General features: G+C 53.9%; 14 protein-coding genes and 2 tRNA genes. 9 read left to right on the top strand and 7 right to left on the bottom strand.

The window, feature by feature from the left end:
- Window positions 1–328 precede the first annotated feature (328 nt).
- On the bottom strand, window positions 329–976 hold the full coding sequence (locus WC612_01830) for a hypothetical protein (GenBank protein ID MFA6279519.1): 648 nt from the start codon (window positions 974–976) through the stop codon (window positions 329–331).
- 319 nt (window positions 977–1295) lie between these two features.
- Between WC612_01830 and WC612_01825 the strand changes: the two genes are divergently transcribed.
- Window positions 1296–3824, top strand: coding sequence for an Hsp70 family protein (locus WC612_01825; GenBank protein MFA6279518.1), 2529 nt, complete (start codon window positions 1296–1298; stop codon window positions 3822–3824).
- A 21-nt stretch (window positions 3825–3845) separates the two neighbouring features.
- On the opposite strand, the gene WC612_01820 is transcribed toward WC612_01825, so the two are convergent.
- On the bottom strand, window positions 3846–4400 hold the full coding sequence (locus tag WC612_01820; protein ID MFA6279517.1) for a DUF3576 domain-containing protein: 555 nt from the start codon (window positions 4398–4400) through the stop codon (window positions 3846–3848).
- 258 nt (window positions 4401–4658) lie between these two features.
- Here WC612_01820 and WC612_01815 point away from each other — a divergent pair, with 258 nt between their 5' ends.
- From WC612_01815 to WC612_01805, 3 genes are all read left to right on the top strand, one after another.
- On the top strand, window positions 4659–5792 hold the full coding sequence (locus WC612_01815; protein ID MFA6279516.1) for a porin: 1134 nt from the start codon (window positions 4659–4661) through the stop codon (window positions 5790–5792).
- Window positions 5793–6020: 228 nt separating this feature from the next.
- Window positions 6021–7139 (top strand): porin, encoded by a 1119-nt coding sequence (locus WC612_01810; GenBank protein ID MFA6279515.1) that lies wholly within the window; start codon window positions 6021–6023, stop codon window positions 7137–7139.
- 166 nt (window positions 7140–7305) lie between these two features.
- A tRNA-Lys gene (locus tag WC612_01805) sits at window positions 7306–7381 on the top strand.
- A gap of 159 nt (window positions 7382–7540) precedes the next feature.
- Here the strand turns inward: WC612_01805 and WC612_01800 are convergent.
- The 5 genes from WC612_01800 to WC612_01780 all read right to left on the bottom strand — a co-directional run bounded on the left by WC612_01800 (window position 7541) and on the right by WC612_01780 (window position 11195).
- On the bottom strand, window positions 7541–8302 hold the full coding sequence (locus tag WC612_01800) for a YkgJ family cysteine cluster protein (protein ID MFA6279514.1): 762 nt from the start codon (window positions 8300–8302) through the stop codon (window positions 7541–7543).
- 24 nt (window positions 8303–8326) lie between these two features.
- Window positions 8327–8809 (bottom strand): YchJ family metal-binding protein, encoded by a 483-nt coding sequence (locus WC612_01795; protein MFA6279513.1) that lies wholly within the window; start codon window positions 8807–8809, stop codon window positions 8327–8329.
- Between the two features lie 251 nt (window positions 8810–9060).
- Window positions 9061–9633: a hypothetical protein gene (locus tag WC612_01790; GenBank protein MFA6279512.1), complete on the bottom strand. Its 573-nt coding sequence runs from the start codon at window positions 9631–9633 to the stop codon at window positions 9061–9063.
- Window positions 9634–9726: 93 nt separating this feature from the next.
- A tRNA-Leu gene (locus tag WC612_01785) sits at window positions 9727–9813 on the bottom strand.
- Window positions 9814–10205: 392 nt separating this feature from the next.
- Window positions 10206–11195: a methyl-accepting chemotaxis protein gene (locus WC612_01780; protein MFA6279511.1), complete on the bottom strand. Its 990-nt coding sequence runs from the start codon at window positions 11193–11195 to the stop codon at window positions 10206–10208.
- Between the two features lie 227 nt (window positions 11196–11422).
- On the opposite strand from WC612_01780, the gene ileS reads away from it, so the two are divergent.
- From ileS to WC612_01755, 5 genes are read left to right on the top strand one after another with little or no spacing between them, the layout of a single operon-like run.
- Entirely contained in the window at window positions 11423–14296 is a 2874-nt protein-coding gene (ileS, locus tag WC612_01775; GenBank protein ID MFA6279510.1) for an isoleucine--tRNA ligase, read from the top strand.
- A gap of 6 nt (window positions 14297–14302) precedes the next feature.
- Window positions 14303–14794, top strand: coding sequence for a signal peptidase II (gene lspA / locus WC612_01770; GenBank protein ID MFA6279509.1), 492 nt, complete (start codon window positions 14303–14305; stop codon window positions 14792–14794).
- 22 nt (window positions 14795–14816) lie between these two features.
- A complete protein-coding gene (locus WC612_01765) occupies window positions 14817–15374 on the top strand; it encodes a DUF3035 domain-containing protein (GenBank protein ID MFA6279508.1) in 558 nt (185 codons plus the stop codon).
- Window positions 15359–16729, top strand: coding sequence for a pitrilysin family protein (locus WC612_01760; GenBank protein MFA6279507.1), 1371 nt, complete (start codon window positions 15359–15361; stop codon window positions 16727–16729). The genes WC612_01765 and WC612_01760 overlap by 16 nt, the downstream gene beginning before the upstream one ends.
- On the top strand, window positions 16726–18069 hold the full coding sequence (locus WC612_01755) for a pitrilysin family protein (GenBank protein MFA6279506.1): 1344 nt from the start codon (window positions 16726–16728) through the stop codon (window positions 18067–18069). The genes WC612_01760 and WC612_01755 overlap by 4 nt, the downstream gene beginning before the upstream one ends.
- Window position 18070 lies beyond the last annotated feature (1 nt).

Raw genomic sequence — 18070 nt, 5'->3', positions numbered from 1 at the left:
CGACCAACGGGAGCGTGGCAACCTGTCGCGCCGAAGCTGCGAAGCAGCGTAGGGGGATCCATCTCCTGTCGTTTCCACCCCTGATTTGGTTGTTCATTAAGGAGATGGATCGCCACGGTCCCCCAGCCTTCGCTGGGGCCCCTCGCGATGACGGCGAGAGAAGTCCTGAAATTAAATGGATCCGCTATACAAACAGAAATTGGCGTGCCGGACAGGATGAAGCTGGGCAGTGGGAAGTCAATCCGCGACTTTCTCCAAAACTTGTGACGGCAGTAGAATATTCCTGAATCAGGCCGTGCTTTTAGTTGCTGGTGAGTCTTCGGTATATTTATCCCAAGGCTTTCGCCTCCAGCCTAAGAAGTCTTTGTTCCGCATCAGTTCTGCGTGATTGCAAAAGGGCCTTTAGGGAAGGGGTTTGCACTTCGTTAACAGCGGCCAGAGCAAGATCAATAACCTGCATGATAAATTTTTCCGATTTCCGTGTTTCTGCATCGTTTTTACCACAATCAGCGGGAAAAATGTGTTCGGCCACTCTTCGGGCAGAATGGTTGTGGCTTAACAAAAACCGTGAAGAAACTTCCAATTCGGAGACTATAGCTTTTGTGTAAAGCCTACTAAAAAAATCTGGCAGGAGGCCAACCTTCATTAGCTTTTCAATAGCTGTCCGTTTCGTGTCTGCAACCAGTTTTGCCCCTGCAAATTTAAAGAAGTTTTTCCTATCTTTAGCATCATGGTATACCACAGCTCCCATGTCTTTATATGATGACGTTTCGTTCATTAACCGGGTGTTAAACAAAGGATTCTGGTCAAGCTGGAAGCTAACGAAAAGCAATGCGATTTGTTCTTTTGTCATTGTATTTACTTGAATTGTAATCCCTCTTGTCATGATAATTCCCCCAATATAGCTGTTTGTTCTATATGTCTTTGTCGCGGTCCATAATAACATATTTTTATGAAAGCAATTCATCTTTTTCATGATAAGAATCAATAAGCACCCATGTTTCCGCCCGCCCGTCGTTGCAGTTTGAGCGCCACGTCCGACGCTTCCCCCTTTTCACGAAAACAATAGTGGACTCTCCGCAAGGGCTGGTATTCCGGCTTACGCCGGAATGACGGCGGGATCATCGGGGTTTCATAAAAAAGAAGAGGCTTATGCGTAGGACGGCGTAGACACGGCCCGCGCAAAAAGAACCTTTATTGTTTTCATGGGCTTGCATTAACCATAACGGCTTGCTTTACCTCTTCGTAACGAAAAGCCAAAGCTTTTTTAATTTATCTGGGGGTATAGTGAGCCCATGTATCTTGGTCTTGATCTCGGCACTTCCAACAGTGTGATTGCGGGCGCGTCCGAAGGAGCTGCGCAAATCTTTCGTCCTGCCGATGGTGGGGACGCGCTCCCTTCCGTTATTTACATCGATAAGCGCGGCCACCGTCTTTATGGCCGCCGCGCCTATGACCAAGCCATGCTCGCGCCCGAAAATGTCGCGGCGGGCTATAAGCGCCTGATGGGAACGGCAACGCCCATCACGGTGGCGGGACAAACACTGACGCCTGAAGAATGCACCGCCGAGATCATTCGCCAATTGATTGGGCAGGCCAGCACAGATTTGGGAGAGGACACGTTTGATGGCGTTGTCATCGCGGTTCCCGCCTCGTTCAATCAAATGCAGTCCGAAGCCACGCTTCGCGCCGCTAAAATGGCAGGTCTAGAGCAGGTGGATTTAATCCAAGAGCCGGTCGCGGCGGCTATGGCCTCCATGGTGGAGGCCAAGCGTTCTGGCAAGTTTTTGGTCTATGATTTGGGCGGCGGCACGTTTGATGTCGCGCTGGTTGAGGCGACACAGGGACAGGTTAAAATCCTAGCGCAGCAGGGCGTGAACATGCTGGGCGGTCGCGACTTTGATCGCATGATCGTGCATGAAATCGTGCGTCCTTGGCTTTTGGCCAACTTTGATTTGCCCGATAATTTTTTGCGCGATCCGGCTTATCGTCGCTTGGCTCAAATCGCCCAGCTTGCGGCAGAGCGCGCCAAAATCGACCTGTCGTTGCTAGAGGAAGCGTCCATTTTTGCCTCGGATGACGAAGTGCGCCTGCTGGATCAAAGCGAGTGCGAAATCTTTTTGGACGCGCCCATCACGCGCGCGCAATTTGAAGAAATTCTCCACAAGCCCGTTCAGCACACCCTTGATTTAATCGTAACGCTTCTTGCGGAAAACGAGGTTGAGGCCAACCAAATTGATCGCATCGTTTTTGTTGGCGGGCCCAGTCGCATTCCCTATATTCGTCGGCAGGTCACCGAGACGCTGGGCATCGTGGCGGATCTGAAAACGGATCCCATGACAGCGGTTGCCGAGGGCGCGGCCTATTATTGCGAAAGCCGCTCCTTTCCGGCGGCACAGGATGCCCTTTCATGGGAAAACAGCACACCAAAAGAAACGGAAGCGCATGCCGTTATGGAAGAGGCTCCTGACCTCTCCTTTGATTATGAGGCGCGCACGCCGGACGATAAAGCGGCTATCACCGTTCATTCTGCCCAAGACAAAGGCGCTCGCCGGATCCGCTTGATGACGGAAGGCTGGGATTCTGGCATGATTCCCCTTTCGGCAGGGCTAACCATCGAAGCGCCCTTGCAGAAGGTGGGCGAAAATGTTTTTGACGTGCACGTCATGGATGAAAGCGGCGCGCAGTTCGAAGATCATGCCGAGCGGCTAAAAATTACACGTCTTGTGGCCTCCCCCGCCGCTGTGCCCGCCGCGCACAGTATTGCTGTGAAAGTGCGTCAATCAGCCGAGGCCGAGGAAAACAACTTCCTTATGCTTGTGAACAAGGGCGACCCCCTGCCCGCTTCTGGACAGCTTTCTCTTAAAAGCGGCGCGATGCTTAGGGCCAGGGGCGCTGGCGTCCTTGGCTTTGAGGTGTTTCAGGTCGAATATCCCGAACGGGTTGAGCTTAACCTGTGCGTCGGGGCCTTGCGTATTGAGGGGGCGGATCTTCCCTCGGGGACGGTGATCCGTCTTGGCGATCCGATCCTTTTCGATTGGCAAATGAACAGTGGGGGCGTGCTTCGCGCTTCGGTGTCGCTTCCTGCTAGCGAGCTGGTTTTACCGGCCAAACAATTTTATGCGCCGCAGGCGGCCGAGATTTCCTATGATAGCGAAGAGGGTTATGCCTTTACCAAGGCTCTTTTGACGCGTGCGTTAGAGGATTGGGGTGATTTAGCGGCCGCTGTTGGCCCTGTGACGGGGCCAGAGCTCGCTCTCCTTAAGACGCGCCTTGATGAGCAAGCCGAAATTTTAGAAGAGTCCAAAGAGGACGGCGAAACCGTCCGTCGCATTTCCGAAGAGGCGCGGTTTATCCGGCAGGAATCGGCGCGGCTTGAGATAAAGTATCAAGGCCCCGTGTTTCAACGGCGGTTGGGCAAACTTGTTGCAGCCTATAACCGCATAAGCCGTGCGCGGGCGCAAGAGGCCGAGAACAAGGCGTTCGACGCCCTCGCGCAGCGCGCGCAACAAGAGCTTGATGAACGGCAGGAAGGCCCCTATGGCGCGACGCAAACGGCGCTCTCGCAAATGAAGAGGCTTTTCTTCGCCATTGCGTGGCGCAATCCGGCCTATGTCAAGGCGTGGTTTAATCGGCTTAAGGGCGAGGCGTGGCTTTATGCTGACAAAGAAGCCTTTGCGGGCATGGTCAAAGAAGGCCTGTCGTTGATTGAAAAAGGTGAGGACGAAGCCCTGCGGGCCGTGGTCGAAAAAATGCTTGAAGAGCGCCTCTCCTTGGGGACAGGCGACATGGCGGGCGATCTTGCGACCATTATGCAGGGATAGAGCCGCCCCCTCCCTCTCTCCCTATTTCATTTCCTTTTGAGCCAGCCGCATTTGCCGTGCGCGGGTCAGAATGGTTTCTTCAAGAGAGCTGGCGGTCGAAGGCACAACGGCGGCATCGGCCCACTGGCCATCAACGCCCTTCGTTTGGCGGAAAACGGACACCTTCACGCCATCGGCGCGCAGGTCACGATCAAGAATGAAAACATTGATCTTGGCGCGTTCGTTGGGCGCGTCTGGCGCGGCATACCAGTCCGTGGTGATCACACCACCAAACGGATCGGCCGAGGCAATCGGCATAAAAGAAAGGGTGTCCAGCGTGGCCCTCCATAGAAAACCGTTGACGCCTAGACCCGTTTGATCCTTTTTCTTGTCGGCGCTTCCCAAAATATCAATGCCGCCTTTATCGCTTGCCAAGGAGCCATAGCGGTACATCTCTTCCTGTGTTTTATCTTTATAGGTGGCGTCGGTTTGAAGGCCTGTCTCTGAGCATCCAACAAGAAAAACCAAGAAAAGCCCTAGAAAAGCGGCCTTTTTGAACAAGCTGGGGCTACAAAAAGAAAAAGGGCGATAAGACATGGGGGTCGCTCCCGATCAAAAGTTAAGGAATTGCGAAGGCTATTTTCTATCGTTATGCGCGAAAAAACAAGGCGTTGCAAGGGAATCGATGGTTAACGCGTTTGTTGCCTTTGTGCCACAGGTTTGTGGTGAGTCGGCAAAAAAGGTATTTCCTGCTTGTCTGTGCAAGGGCGTTGGTTCAAATTCACTTCTGACGGGGCGATCCGCCCTCACAGTCAGTTTTCTTAACACTAAGTCCATCCATGAGGGGGATACCACATGCGTAAAATTCTTCTGGCCTCTACGGCTCTCGTCGCTTTCGCTGGCGCTGCTCAAGCCGCGGAATCACCAATCCAAGTTACACTTGGCGGTAGCGTTGATTTCCGCGCCGCTCTGTTCCATGAATCTGACAAGGTTATGGCCACGGGTGAAACAGTTCGTCGCAACGGCGACTTCCAGTCCGAATATGACCTTACGATCGCAGCGACAGGCAAAGCCGCCGGTGGCATCGACTACGGCGCTTTGATTAACCTTGACAACGGCCAAGCCCGCGTTGGTACAGACCAATATGGCGTTGCCGCTCAATATGCTTATGTCTGGATGTCAGGAGCTTTTGGTAAGGTCTTGATGGGTGACGAACGTGGCGCAAGCGATCTGTTCGTGATGGCTCCGACGGTTGGTGAAGGCCAAATCGCTGGTAACTACACGAACTTCACGGACGCGAACACTTTGGCCGAGTTCAAGCCTACTTTCTTCAGCAACACGGAATCCTACACCAAGGTGACCTATTACACACCTAAGGTTGGCAATGCCAATCACAAGGTTCAGTTGGGCGTAAGCTACGCTGCAGAAAACGAACAAGGTACGGTTTCCTCTTCGTATGAGCCTACAACAGCGGGCGGGTATGAAAATCTCGTTGAAACCGTCGTCCAATACACGGGTGACTTTAAGCCTGTTAGCGTAACTGTATCGCCGATGTTGATCGTGGGCGAAGGTCAGGGCGACAAAGCTTCATTGACTGTCCGTGATTTTACGGCTTGGGGCGTTGGTGCTGACGCCAAATATGCCGCCTTCACTCTTGGCGGTTCTTATGTTGACGCGGGTCACATGACCACGACCATGGGTCAAGAAGAAAACCAAGACGTTTGGACGATTGGCCTGAAGTACACTGGCTTTGATAAGGTTGAACTGGCCGCAAACTACATGGACGGCGAAGGCTACTTCAATGTTCTTGATGGTGCTGATAGCGTTTATGTTGACTCGTTCTCAGCCGTCGGCTTGGGCGCGACCTACACATGGTTCCCTGGTTTGACCACGGCAGCCGATGCGGTCTTCTTTGACCAATCGCGTAAAGATGCGACATCTGACAATGTTGGCCAAGTGCTGATGCTCACGCAAAAGATGTCGTTCTAATAAACGACACTCTATAGCGAACAGCTAAAAGTAAAGAGAAGGGCGGGGAGAAATCCCCGCCCTTTTTCTTTGCGTTAATCGAACGCTCACACGCCAGCAAGGGCAAAGGCCTGTGTTGGTGTTGTGCAACAGGCTTCCGCTAAAAATAAGCAAAAAGAAGATTGGGCTTGAGCTTAAAGACGAGACGGCGCAAATAAAACATATCATTTTTTATTAAGGAGAGACCCCATGCGTAAGATCCTTTTGGCCACAACCGCGCTCATCGCTTTTGCTGGCGTTGCCGAAGCGGCAGAATCCCCCATTCAGGTTACCCTTGGGGGTAGCGTTGATTTCCGTGCAGCGTTGTTTCATGAAGGAAACAAGATTGCGACCGAAGAGGGTTCCCGTCGTCATGGCGACTTTCAAACCGAATACGCCTTGACCATCGCGGCCGAAGGCAAAGCGGCCGGTGGCATCGAATATGGCGCACTGCTCGATCTTAATAACGACCAGAAGCTGGTTGATGGCAATCAATACGGCATTGCGATGAATCAGGCCTATGTTTGGGTTTCTAGCGCGTTTGGTAAGCTTATTATGGGTGACGAACTTGGCGCGAGCAGCCTCTTTGTGATGGCGCCCACGGTTGGGGAAGGCCAAATGGATGGTTCTTATACCAATTTTACGGACGAGGCAACCTTGGCCGAGTTCAAACCAACCTATTTTGACGATACGGAAAACGACACCAAGGTTACCTACTTCACGCCCAAGGTTGGAACGGCGAGCCACAAGGTTCAGCTTGGCGTTAGCTACACGGCAGAAGACAGGCAAGGTACAGTCGCATCCCTGTATGAGCGCACCGACGGCTATAAAAATCAAGTTGAAGCCACAGCCCAATACACCGGAACGATTGCCCCTGTCAGCGTTGTCGTGACGCCCATGATTGCCACAGGCGAGGGCGAAGGCGATAAAACAGCCAGCACCAACCGTGATTACACGATGTGGGGTGTGGGCGCTCAGGCGCTATATGCAGGGCTCACGTTTGGTGGTTCCTATGTTGATGCGGGTCACAAGGGTTCGGCCCCAGGGCAAGATCTTGACCAAGACGTTTGGACAGTTGGCCTAGGCTATGAAATTGACAAGGTTGCTTTGGCCACCAACTTTATGAGCGGCGAAGGCTATTATAACGGCCTGTTGGGCTCAAATGACTATGTCGAAGGCTTCAATGCGGTTGGTTTTGGCGCGACGTACAAATGGGTTCCGGGCTTGACCACGGCGGCCGATGCGGTCTTCTTTAACCAAGATCGCGGTGGCACGACAAAGGGCAACGAAGGCCACGTCTTGATGCTCACGCAAAAGATGGCGTTCTAAGGCTTTTTGTAAGCACGATGAAAAAGAAAAGGGCGGGGCGCAATCCCCGTCCTTTTTTCTTGTTTTAAGGCGAGACAGGCCTTGCAAAGGCGGGGTATTAGGGGTATTAAAGCCGCCTCGCTTTGATTTTTTTGTGAAAGAAAAAGCGAGAACGTAAGAAAAATGTGGGCGATTAGCTCAGTTGGTAGAGCAGCTGACTCTTAATCAGCGGGTCGTGGGTTCGAGCCCCCCATCGCCCACCATTTTTCTTCTTTTCCTGCCGCCCGTATCATCATTATTGTTGTTGTGTCAGAGAGAGCCCCCCGTCGTAGCCTTGGCGAGGCTGTGCCTTTGTTACGGGCGAAAAGCCGGACGCCCCCTTTTTTTGTTTTTTAAGGCATCAGAGCACAGGCCGCTTGATATTATCCCTCACGAGCAAACCACCCCAGCTCCTCTGCTGCTGCATGATAGTACTTATGAAACACGGCAAGAGCCGGCATGGCTGCCGTTTTTTCGGAAAATTCTTTTAGGACGGGGGTTTGTTTTTTTGCAAACGCAATCAGGTCGTATTTCTTATTCAGGCGAAGAAAGGAATAAAAGCTCACGACAAACTGACCGGCCGCTTGCCTTGTTGCTGTGTCGATCAACATTTTCATGACAACATGATTTTGCATAAGCAATCGGGCGGCGTAGGCGCTTAAGATGGGGGCGTCTTTAAGCAGAGCCTTTCGCTCAAGATCAAAAGAGGTGATGTCGATAATCTTTCTGTCTCTGTAGATAGGTGGAGCCAACGGGGATGTATCGCATAGCCAACCTTTGCGTGGAACAAGGATATCGCTTTGATCTCTCTCCTCCCGATATGGATAGAAAGGCATGGTCCTACACCTAAGCGGCTTGCTTTCATGTATCGAACAAAGATTCTCTGGCGATAAAGAAGGGCAAGAGAGCGACGGGGGAATATAGGCCACGGGCGCAATTAAGGTTGCCACCTTCTGGCCGGGAAGTTGAATGATGGCGCCCAGTTTGGCATACATTTCGTAAGATCGGCTGGCCTGTCGCACAGGCATCCACGCCATAGCCAAAGGAAACCGGCAGGCATTTGCGAACGCATCTTCAAGGGTCAGCGGCAGCAAACCGTAACAACACTTGCCGCAAGCTGTACAGTTGAATCGTTGTTCAGGCACAGGCGACGGCTCCGTTGTTGTGAGTCAGCTTCCGCAGCATTTCTTATATTTTTTTTCCGACCCACAAGGACAGGGATCGTTTCGTCCGATTTTCTCAGCGTGAACCGTTTTCCCTTTAGGGTTTACCTCGCTGTCAGTATAATACCAGCGCCCATCGATCCGTTCGAACGTCGCGATTTCGCGCTGTGTGTAGGGCTTGCCTTTATGCTTAAGATGGAAGGCAAAATCGACGAAACCACGTTCATCTTCAGCGCCCCCTTCTGTGACGCGCAGAATGTCCAGCCCTTGCCAATCCATCTCATCAATGTATCTTTCAACTTCTGGGCAATTGAACTCCTCGCGCGCGTTTCTGGCGCAGGTTTGCTCGATATAATCAATGTTCCCTGTAACATATGCCGTGTAACGTGAGCGCATAAGCGCCACCACTGTCGGAGCCGGAGTCCCCGCGAGGATGGACGCGCAACACTCTTCGAACGCATAGCCGGAACAGCAGGGACAAAGAGCCATAAACCAAATCCTTTCAGGTTAGCGTTGTGCTTGCTCGTTCTTATTGAGCGCTTCGATAAACCCTTGCTGGTTCTTATAGTCTAGTGTGCCGCAAAGGAGCAACCTCGAACCGCTATGAGGTCGAGGAAGGGCTTAACGCGTTGGCCGATTGGGGCACAATCCGGCATAATCTTCAGCAAAATAAGCCGTCGATGAATGCGGTAAGTTTTTAGCGCGGGGCGAGGTCATGGTCCACTCGCGGATTCAAATCGTTAGGATTTTAAGGATTGTTTGTATGGAGGCAAGGCAGCGCGACGTCCAAAAATGGTTACAAAGATAACGGTGTTTGATAAAAGCTGAAAAAGGGGAAACAGAAATGTAACGATAACTAGGTTTTCCAGTGCCATCAAAGATAGAGCCGAACGCACCGTCAGCAGCACATACATGCTTCCGTTTTCTTCGTCTGGCTTATGCCACGATTTTCGTAGCGTCGGGAAACAGGCCAGTTGATTGATAAGTGTCGCCAGAACAACTGAATAAAGAGGCTCTTTTGTCGCTATCCAAAGAGGTATTGTTGCAAGAGAAAGAATAAAAGAAATCCAGTCGCTTCGCGTGATGTTTTTCTCGCCAAGAAAAAATGACACCAACATGATGACAAAAGAAAAGAAGGCTGACGTTCCCGTTGCCCATGTTCCAGCCCCACCATGCTCAACAATTTGCCCGACGAACGCAACAGCAGTTGTAATAAACCACGGTATCCACGAAAAAACGTGCGGCTTTGTTTTTCTTTGATAGATTGACCAACAATAAGGAATAAAACCAATCACGCCAAGAATGGCGGCCAATGCGCCCAGAATGTCTTTGGTTTCCATAACTGCTCGTTTGAACCCGTATCTGAAAAAGGAACGGTTCGAAAACTACTTGCTGGCCTAATAAGATGGTGCCCCAGGAGGGACTTGAACCCCCACACCCTTGCAAGTAACAGATTTTGAGTCTGCCGCGTCTACCAATTCCGCCACTGGGGCCTGTCATGCGTGTTTGTTTCCAAACATGAAAGCGAGGGGGATCATAGCGTCCTTCTGGCGCGGGTCAACCATGAAATAGCGCCCAGCCAATATAAACCGGACAGAAAAAACGGGGGAGGAAAAACCGTTTTTGAATCCTTTTGAGCCTCTGCCGGATAAGCCCTTGACGGGAAAAGAAAAGAAAAATCACGTTAACTGTGTTTTTTCATTGACTCGTGGGGACGATTCTGCTATTGACATTACTACGCGGAGCTGTGTCCGAAGTCACCTCCCTACGCTAAAGCTTCGGGAGGCAGGGGGCATTCAGGATTCGGCATTCGGCATTCGGCATTCAGGGAAGAAGGGGCATCGTGGCGGCGCGAGGCCTTTTTTGTTGGGAGCAGGGAGGCTGCTTAGGCCGAGGGTTCCTTCAGCTTTTCCGTTAGCGATGAAGCCTCTTCGCCAAGGGCGGTTGAGGCGCGGCGGATTTCTTCCGTTGTAACGAGCATATGGGAAATGCCATTTGTGACGGCGGTGGTGGCCGTGGTTGTTTGCAACGCGCCGCGCGCAATTTCTTGCGTGGCGGCGGACTCTTCATGAAGGGCGGATTTAATCGCGCCCGTAATCGCGTTCATTTGATCGACGGCGCTCTCAATCGCGTTCATCTGCGCCTTCATCGCGTGTGAGGATTCGCGAACGGTGTTGATTTGTGCCTCAATCTGCGTGGTGGCGTTCGCCGTTTGTTGGGCTAAACTTTTGACCTCGCTGGCCACGACGGCAAAGCCCTTGCCGTGTTCGCCCGCGCGGGCGGCCTCGATCGTGGCATTAAGCGCGAGCAGGTTGGTGCGCCCCGCAATCTCGCGGATCAACTCGACAATAGAAAGGATTTGGTCGCTTTGGTCGGAAAGGGCGCTGGCAGCGCCATCGGCGGCCTTGGCCTTTTCCGCCGTGCCCCGCGCGATAGAGGAGGCCTCGTCAGCTTGCCTCCCAATCTCGACAATGGCGGAGTTCATTTCCTCAATCGCGCTGGCAATGCCGGTGGCGCTTTCCGTGGCCAGTGCCGCCGATGAGGTTGAGTTTGTTGCGCGCTGTTGATGGTCGTCGGTCAGTTTGACAAGGGATTTGGCGCTTTCAACCAAGCCGCTTTGCGCAAGGGCGACTTTAGCCAAAAGGGAGGCTGTTTTTTCTTGCCCTGCGGCGGTGCATAGGGTCGTGGCCTCTTTGGCCATGGTGGTTTCGCAGCGCCTTGCGCCCAGCCAGCTTATCCCTGCCAAGGCAAGAACAAGAAGGGGCGCGGTTTTAAGGAAGGCGTCTTCGGGCGCAAAATAGAGGGTCGTGCACAGGGGCAAAAAAGCGCCGCCCCAAAAAATCGCAAGGAAGAAGAGTTTGGATTGAGCAGGCATGACAAAAACCGCTTTTCGAGTGCGACAAGACCCTTCGTTTGTACAAGAAAAAGCCTTAAAGATACTCTAACGACAGCATACAAATCGGCGGTTACGCTTGTGTTCAGGCACAAGATGGCGCAGAAAAGAAGGGGCGAGACAAGGGCTTGCAAAGCGCCGCTTTACCATAAGGGGGAAGGGCGGTAATCTTGTCTTTCATCAAGCGTAAAAGGATTTATAAGGGACCCATGTCAAACGTAGAAAACAAAGATTATCGCGATAGCGTCTTTCTCCCCAAAACGGACTTCCCGATGCGCGGCAGCTTGCCCGTGAAGGAACCAGAGCTTTTGGCGCGGTGGCAGAAACTGGGCCTTTATGACCGGTTGAGGGAGCAAGCCAAGGGGCGCAAGAAGTTTGTCCTGCATGATGGCCCTCCCTTCGCCAACGGGCATATTCATTTGGGGCACGCCCTTAACAAAACATTGAAAGACGTTGTCAATCGCACGCATCAGATGTTGGGCTTTGATGCGCCGTATGTGCCTGGCTGGGATTGTCACGGCCTGCCGATTGAATGGAAGATTGAAGAGCAGTATCGCGCCAAGGGGCAGGACAAGGACTCAATCCCCGTTCCCCAATTCCGCGCTGAATGTCGCGCCTTTGCGGCGCATTGGACGGGCGTGCAGTCTACCGACTTCCAGCGTCTTGGCGTTGTTGGCGATTGGGTGCACCCCTACACGACGATGAGCTTTCGTGCCGAAGCGCAAATTGTGCGCGAGATTCACAAGTTTTTGAAGGAGGGGCTCCTTTATAAAGGGGAGCGCCCCGTCATGTGGTCGGTGGTGGAAAAGACGGCCTTAGCCGAAGCGGAAATCGAATATCACGATCATAAATCGACGACGCTGTGGATTCGTTTCCCTGTTATAGCCGCAAAAAATAAGGCCCTAGAGGGAGCGGGCATCGTCATTTGGACAACAACGCCGTGGACAATTCCGGCTAATCGCGCCATCGCGTTTGGCGCTTTTGCCTATGCGCTGATCCAAGTGGACGGCGCGGACGAAGGAGCGGCGGCGCAAGTAGGCGACCGCTTGGTCGTTGCAGCGGACTTGGTCAATGCCTTTTGCGCGGAGGCAAAAATCACGGCCAAGACCGTTTTGGCGGAAGAGCTTCGTGGCGAAGATTTGGAAGGCGTCGTGTGCGCCCATCCGTTCCGTGGCCGTTTGGGCAGCGAAAACGCTTTTGATTATGACGTGTGCCTCTATCACGGCGATTTTGTCACGACGGACGCGGGCACGGGCTTTGTTCATATCGCACCCGGCCATGGCGAGGACGATTATAATCTTGGGCGCAAGTATAAAGTGAAGTTTGAGCCGACCGTCGATGCGGATGGCCGCTATCTGCCCAACGTCAAGGGCTTTGAGGGGCTTTACGTCTATACGCCCGACGGCAAGGCGGGGGAGGCGAACGTTGCCGTCATTCGTGCGCTCGCCCATGCGGGCGCGCTGCTCGCCAAGAAAAACATTACGCACAGTTATCCCCATTCGTGGCGGTCAAAAGCGCCGCTGATCTTTCGCACAACGCCGCAATGGTTTGTGGCGCTGGATGAAGTCAAGGTTGGCAAGACGGGAAAATCCTTGCGAGAGCTAGCGCTAACGGCGATTGGTGAGACGCAGTGGTATCCTGCCGTTGGCGAAAACCGTATTCGCGGCATGATTGAATCGCGCATGGACTGGTGCATCAGCCGCCAACGCGTATGGGGCGTGCCCATCGCCTTGTTTGTGGACAAAAAGACAAAGGCTCCGCTTAAGGATCCGGCGGTGTTGGACCGCATTGCGATGGCTTTTGAGGCTGATGGCGCGGACGCATGGTACACGCATCCGGCGCAAGAGTTTTTGGGCAGCGCCTATAAAGCCGACGACTTCGATCAAGTTTTTGATATTGTGGATGTGTGGTTTGAATCCGGCTCCACGCACAGTTTTGTCCTTGATCAAACCTTGCCGAATCCTGAATGGCCAAACCTGACATGGCCTGCGGACTTGTATTTAGAAGGATCAGATCAGCATCGTGGCTGGTTCCACTCCTCGCTTTTGGAAGGCTGTGGCTCGCGCGGGAAAGCCCCGTTTAAGGCGGTGTTGACGCATGGCTTTGTGTTGGACGAAAAGGGATTTAAACAATCCAAATCCATCGGCAACGTGATTGATCCGCTGAAGGTTATGGATGATATGGGGGCGGATATTCTTCGCCTTTGGGTTTTGTCTTCCGACTATTCACAAGATCTGGGTCTTGGCCCCAACATTCTGAAGCAAACGGGCGATCTGTATCGCCGCTTCCGCAACACGCTGCGCTATTTGCTGGGGGCTCTTGACGGCATGACCGAGCAAGAGCGGCTGCCCGCCAAAGATATGCCCGAGCTAGAGCGGTGGACTCTTCATCGTCTTGCCGAGATGGACGCGACAATCCGCGCCGATATTGCGGCCTATGACTACAATCACATGATGCAGACGCTCCACCATTTCTGCGCCGTTGATTTGTCGGCGTTTTACTTGGATGTGCGCAAGGACTCTCTTTATTGCGATGTGCCGTCTGATAAAAACCGTCGTGCGGTGCGCACGGTGATGGAGTCGATCTTTGATCATCTTGTGATCTGGCTCGCCCCCGTGTTGTGCTTTACGGCGGAGGAAGCCTATCTCGCCCGTCATCCGTCGCAGGACGGTAGCGTGCATCTGCTGACCTATCCGGACGTGCCCGCCGCATGGCGCGATGACGCGCTGGGCAAAAAATGGGCGGCGCTGCGCGACCTACGCCGCGTCGTCACGGGCGCGATGGAAATCGCCCGCGCCGAGAAAAAAATCGGATCCAGCCTTCAGGCGGCGGCGACGGTATTTATCGGCAAAGAACAGGCGGCGCTTTTGGGCGGCGTGGACATGGCCGAGCTTTGCATCGCCTCGAACGTCACGCTTTGCGAAAAGGGGGCTCCTGCCGATGCGTTTGTCTTGTCGGACGTACCCGATGTTGGCGTGGTTGTGTCCTTGGCGGAAGGTGAAAAGTGTGAGCGGTGCTGGCAGGTGCGTGGTGATGTGAACAAAGCTTGCCTTTGCCCTCGTTGCGCCAAGGTTGTGGCATAAAAGGACATGGGAAAGCGTATGGGCAAGGCCTATTTTAACATTGGCGTCTATTTAGCGGCCTTGATCGTTCTGGCCGACCAGTTTAGCAAAAGCATGTTCTTGGCCTCTGCTTTTGATGCTACGCCCTTTTATCGTGTGACCCCTTTTTTAAACCTACGCTTAAGTTGGAACAAAGGGGTTACGTTCGGTCTTTTGAATGACGTTGGCGCATGGATGCCTTATGTTCTTATTGTGGCAGCGCTTTTGATCACCCTTCTTTTGTTGCGCTGGCTTTCTCAAGCCTCAACGCTTCACGCGGCCATTGGGTTGGGGGCCGTCATCGGGGGGGCCATCGGCAATGTCATTGACCGCGTGCGCTTTGATGCGGTGGTCGATTTTATCGATCTGCACTATGCGGGCTATCACTGGTACACGTTTAATCTGGCCGATAGCGCCATTTGTATCGGCGTTGGCCTGCTTCTTCTTGAAAACTTCACGGCAAAGCGCCATAAACGATAAATCGGATCAAGGGAGAGACTCTATGCAATGCATTCGGACACTGGCGCTTCTTGGCGCAGCCCTTTGTTTATCGGCTTGCAGCGGCGCTTCGGAATCGTTGGGGTTTGGCCGCAACCCGCCGGACGAGTTCGCGGTGGTGGAACGTCCCCCCCTGTCTTTGCCGCCCGATTTTAGCTTGCGCCCGCCGCAGCCGGGTGCGCCGCGTCCGCAGGAAATCTCGATGCCCGCACGGGCGAATGAAACGCTGTTTGGTGGCACTGCGCAGAAACCCGCTTCTGCGTCCGATGGCGGCACAGAAAAATCGGATGCCGAAAACGCCTTGCTTACATCAGCGGGCGCGGCAAAGGCCGAGCCAGGCATTCGCGAGATTGTCGATCGTGAAACGACCCAAAAAATTGTAGGCTCGAAAAAGCTAATCGATGACCTGTTGTGGTGGCGTGAGCCTTCCTCGGCATCAGCGACCGTGAATGCCGGTGAGGAAGCCCAACGCCTGAAGGAAGCGAAAGAAAAGGGAGCATCGATTAATGCGGGTGCGACGCCAGTTATCGAAAAAGGCTCAAGCGGATGGCTGGGTCAGTGATGTCCCTAAAAGGGGCGCAGGGCATTGGTCTTTTCTTTTTTGTCTTAATGGGCCTTGTCTCAAGCGCTCAGGCAGCGGTTTTTTCTCCGCAAACGGCGACGCTGGCGAACGGAATGCGGGTTGTCGTTATTCAAAACAAGCTGTCGCCTGCTGTTGCACAAGTTGTGATGTATAAGATTGGTGCGGCGGATGATCCGGCGGGACGATCTGGCCTTGCTCACTATCTTGAACACATGATGTTTAAGGGAACACAGGCCGTTCCCGATGGCGCGTTCAGCAAAGCCGTTGCCGCGCAAGGCGGCGATGACAATGCGTATACGACCTATGATTACACCGCCTATTACGAAGTGGTCGCCGCGGCACAGCTCCCCCTTGTGATGCAGATGGAAGCGGATCGGATGCGCGGCCTTGTGCTTGATCCCGACAAGGCGGCCTCAGAGCTTTCGGTCGTGAAAAGCGAACGGCAGCAACGCACCGATAATCACCCGCAGGGTCTTTTTGCCGAAAAGATGCGGGCGGCGTTGTTTCCCTCGCAGCCTTATGGCCGCCCCGTCATTGGGAGGCGGGACGAGGTCGCCCGCCTGACGCCTGATGATGCGCGTGCCTTTTATGATCGTTCTTATGCGCCTCAAAACGCGATCCTTCTTGTGAGCGGCAACGTCACAATGGCCGAGATGTTGGCGGATGCCGCGGCGACGTTTGGACGTGTTAAAGGGGGTGCGCCTTTAAAAAGAGCGGCGCTTCCCTTCGTTCCTAAAAGCAAGAACGAACGTGTTGAAATGCAGGATGCGCGGGTGACGCAGCCTTCTGTGATGGCGCTTGTACCCGCTCCCTCGCGACGGATGGACGCGCCGCGTTCCTATGCGCTTGAGGTTCTGGCTGAGATCCTTGGTGGTGGCGAAGTGGGCCTTCTCTATCGACACTTTGTGCTTGAGAAAAAAAGCGCTAGCGGCGTTAGCTTTTCTTATGATCCGATGGCGCGGGGGCCTGCGACCTTTTCGTGGTCGGCCGTTCCCGCCGCGACAACAAAGGTCAGGGCCTTAGAAAAACAGATTGAAGCGTGGCTGGCGCAAAAAGCTAGGGCAGGCTTTGCCGTTGCCGAGGTCGCGCGCGCCAAACAGCGGATGGAAGACGGTGCCGTTTTTGCGCGGGATCGCCTGTTGGCGCCTGCCCAGATTTTGGGTGAGGCCATGGCTGTAGGCGTTTCCGTGGAGGAGGTTGAGGCGTGGCCGCAGCGCATCGGCGCCGTCACGCCTGCGCAGGTCAATGCCGCGCTGCGTGATGTAATGAAGCAAAAGGGATGGGTCACCGGTATCCTTGAGCCGCCTTCGGCAAAAAAAGGAGAGGCGGAATGAACCGTTTTTTTAGCCCGCTTCTTTTCCTCGCGCTTTTTTGGGGCACACCTGTTCAAGCCGCCAATCCTGATGTGGTCGAAGTCACCAGTGCCAGGGGCATCAAAGCGTGGCTGGTTCAAGACAGCAAGCTGCCGCTTATTAACATGCGCTTTTCTTTTCGCGGTGGCGTGGAAACCGATCCTGAAGACAAACAGGGGTTGGCTGTTTTAACGAGCGGCCTTTTGACGCAGGGCGCGGGCGCGTATGATGATGGGGCGTTTCAAGAAAAACTAGCAGCGCAGTCTATTTCAATGGATATCGGCGCGACGCGCGATGCGATTGCGGGCGAGGTCAAGACGCTTTCTCGGCACGAGGGGAAGGCGTTTCGCCTGCTCGCCTTGGCGCTGACGCAGCCGCGCTTTGACGACGGTGTTTTTGCGCGCGCGCGGGGGCAACAAGAAACGGCGGTGACGATGCAGCTGGCGAAACCGTCATGGCAGGCGCGTTATGCGCTGTATGGGCAATTGTTTGGCGATCATCCTTATGTCTATCGTTCCTTGGGAACCAAGGCGAGTTTGGAGCGCCTTACGCGTGAGGACGCGCTTGCTTTCGTGAAAAAACATCTGGCACAAGACAATCTGCTGATTGCCGTTGTGGGAGACATCACGCTAGAGGCCTTACGGCAAAGGCTGGATCAAACCTTTGGCGCGTTGCCCGCCAAGGCGGATGTTCCCGCCATCGCGCCTGTCGCCTTTTCGCAAAAGCCTGCGACGATCCTGACGCGGCGTGAGGGAACGCAGACAACGATTGCTTTTGCTGCACCGATGATGCCCCGCGACGATCCCGACTGGTATGCCGCGCAGGTCGCCAACTATATTCTGGGCGGTGGCGGGTTTAGCGCACGGCTGATGAAGGCGGTACGTGCCAAGGAAGGGTTGACCTATGGAATCTCAACCGGCCTTGCGGCCATGGATAAAGCCTCACTTCTCGCGGGCGGCTTTGATGTCGATAACGCTAAGGCGGCGGAGGCGCTGGCGCTCATGCAAACGGTCTGGCAAGATTTTTATGAGCTCGGCGTGAGCGCGGGCGAGGTCGCGGAGGCCAAGGCGTATCTGAAAGGTTCCGCGCCGCTGTCGCTCACGTCGACAGACGCGATTGCCGAGGCTCTTTTGGCGATGCAGCAAGAGAATCTGGGGATTGATTATCTGGATCGTTATGCGTCGTTGGTGGACGCGGTTACGCGGGATGATGTGGTGCGCGTCATCAAGCGGTGGTTTGATCCGGCGCAGCTTCGTTTCTCTTTTGTTGGCGCGCCGGAAGGCGTCACGCCCGACACAACACAAGACCCTATAAAGGAATAAC

The sequence above is a fragment of the Bdellovibrionales bacterium genome (assembly GCA_041662785.1).
Taxonomy (GTDB): domain Bacteria; phylum Pseudomonadota; class Alphaproteobacteria; order UBA9219; family UBA9219; genus UBA8914.
The sequence above is the reverse complement of the archived record's forward strand: the minus strand, read 5'-3'. Positions and strand labels throughout refer to the sequence as shown.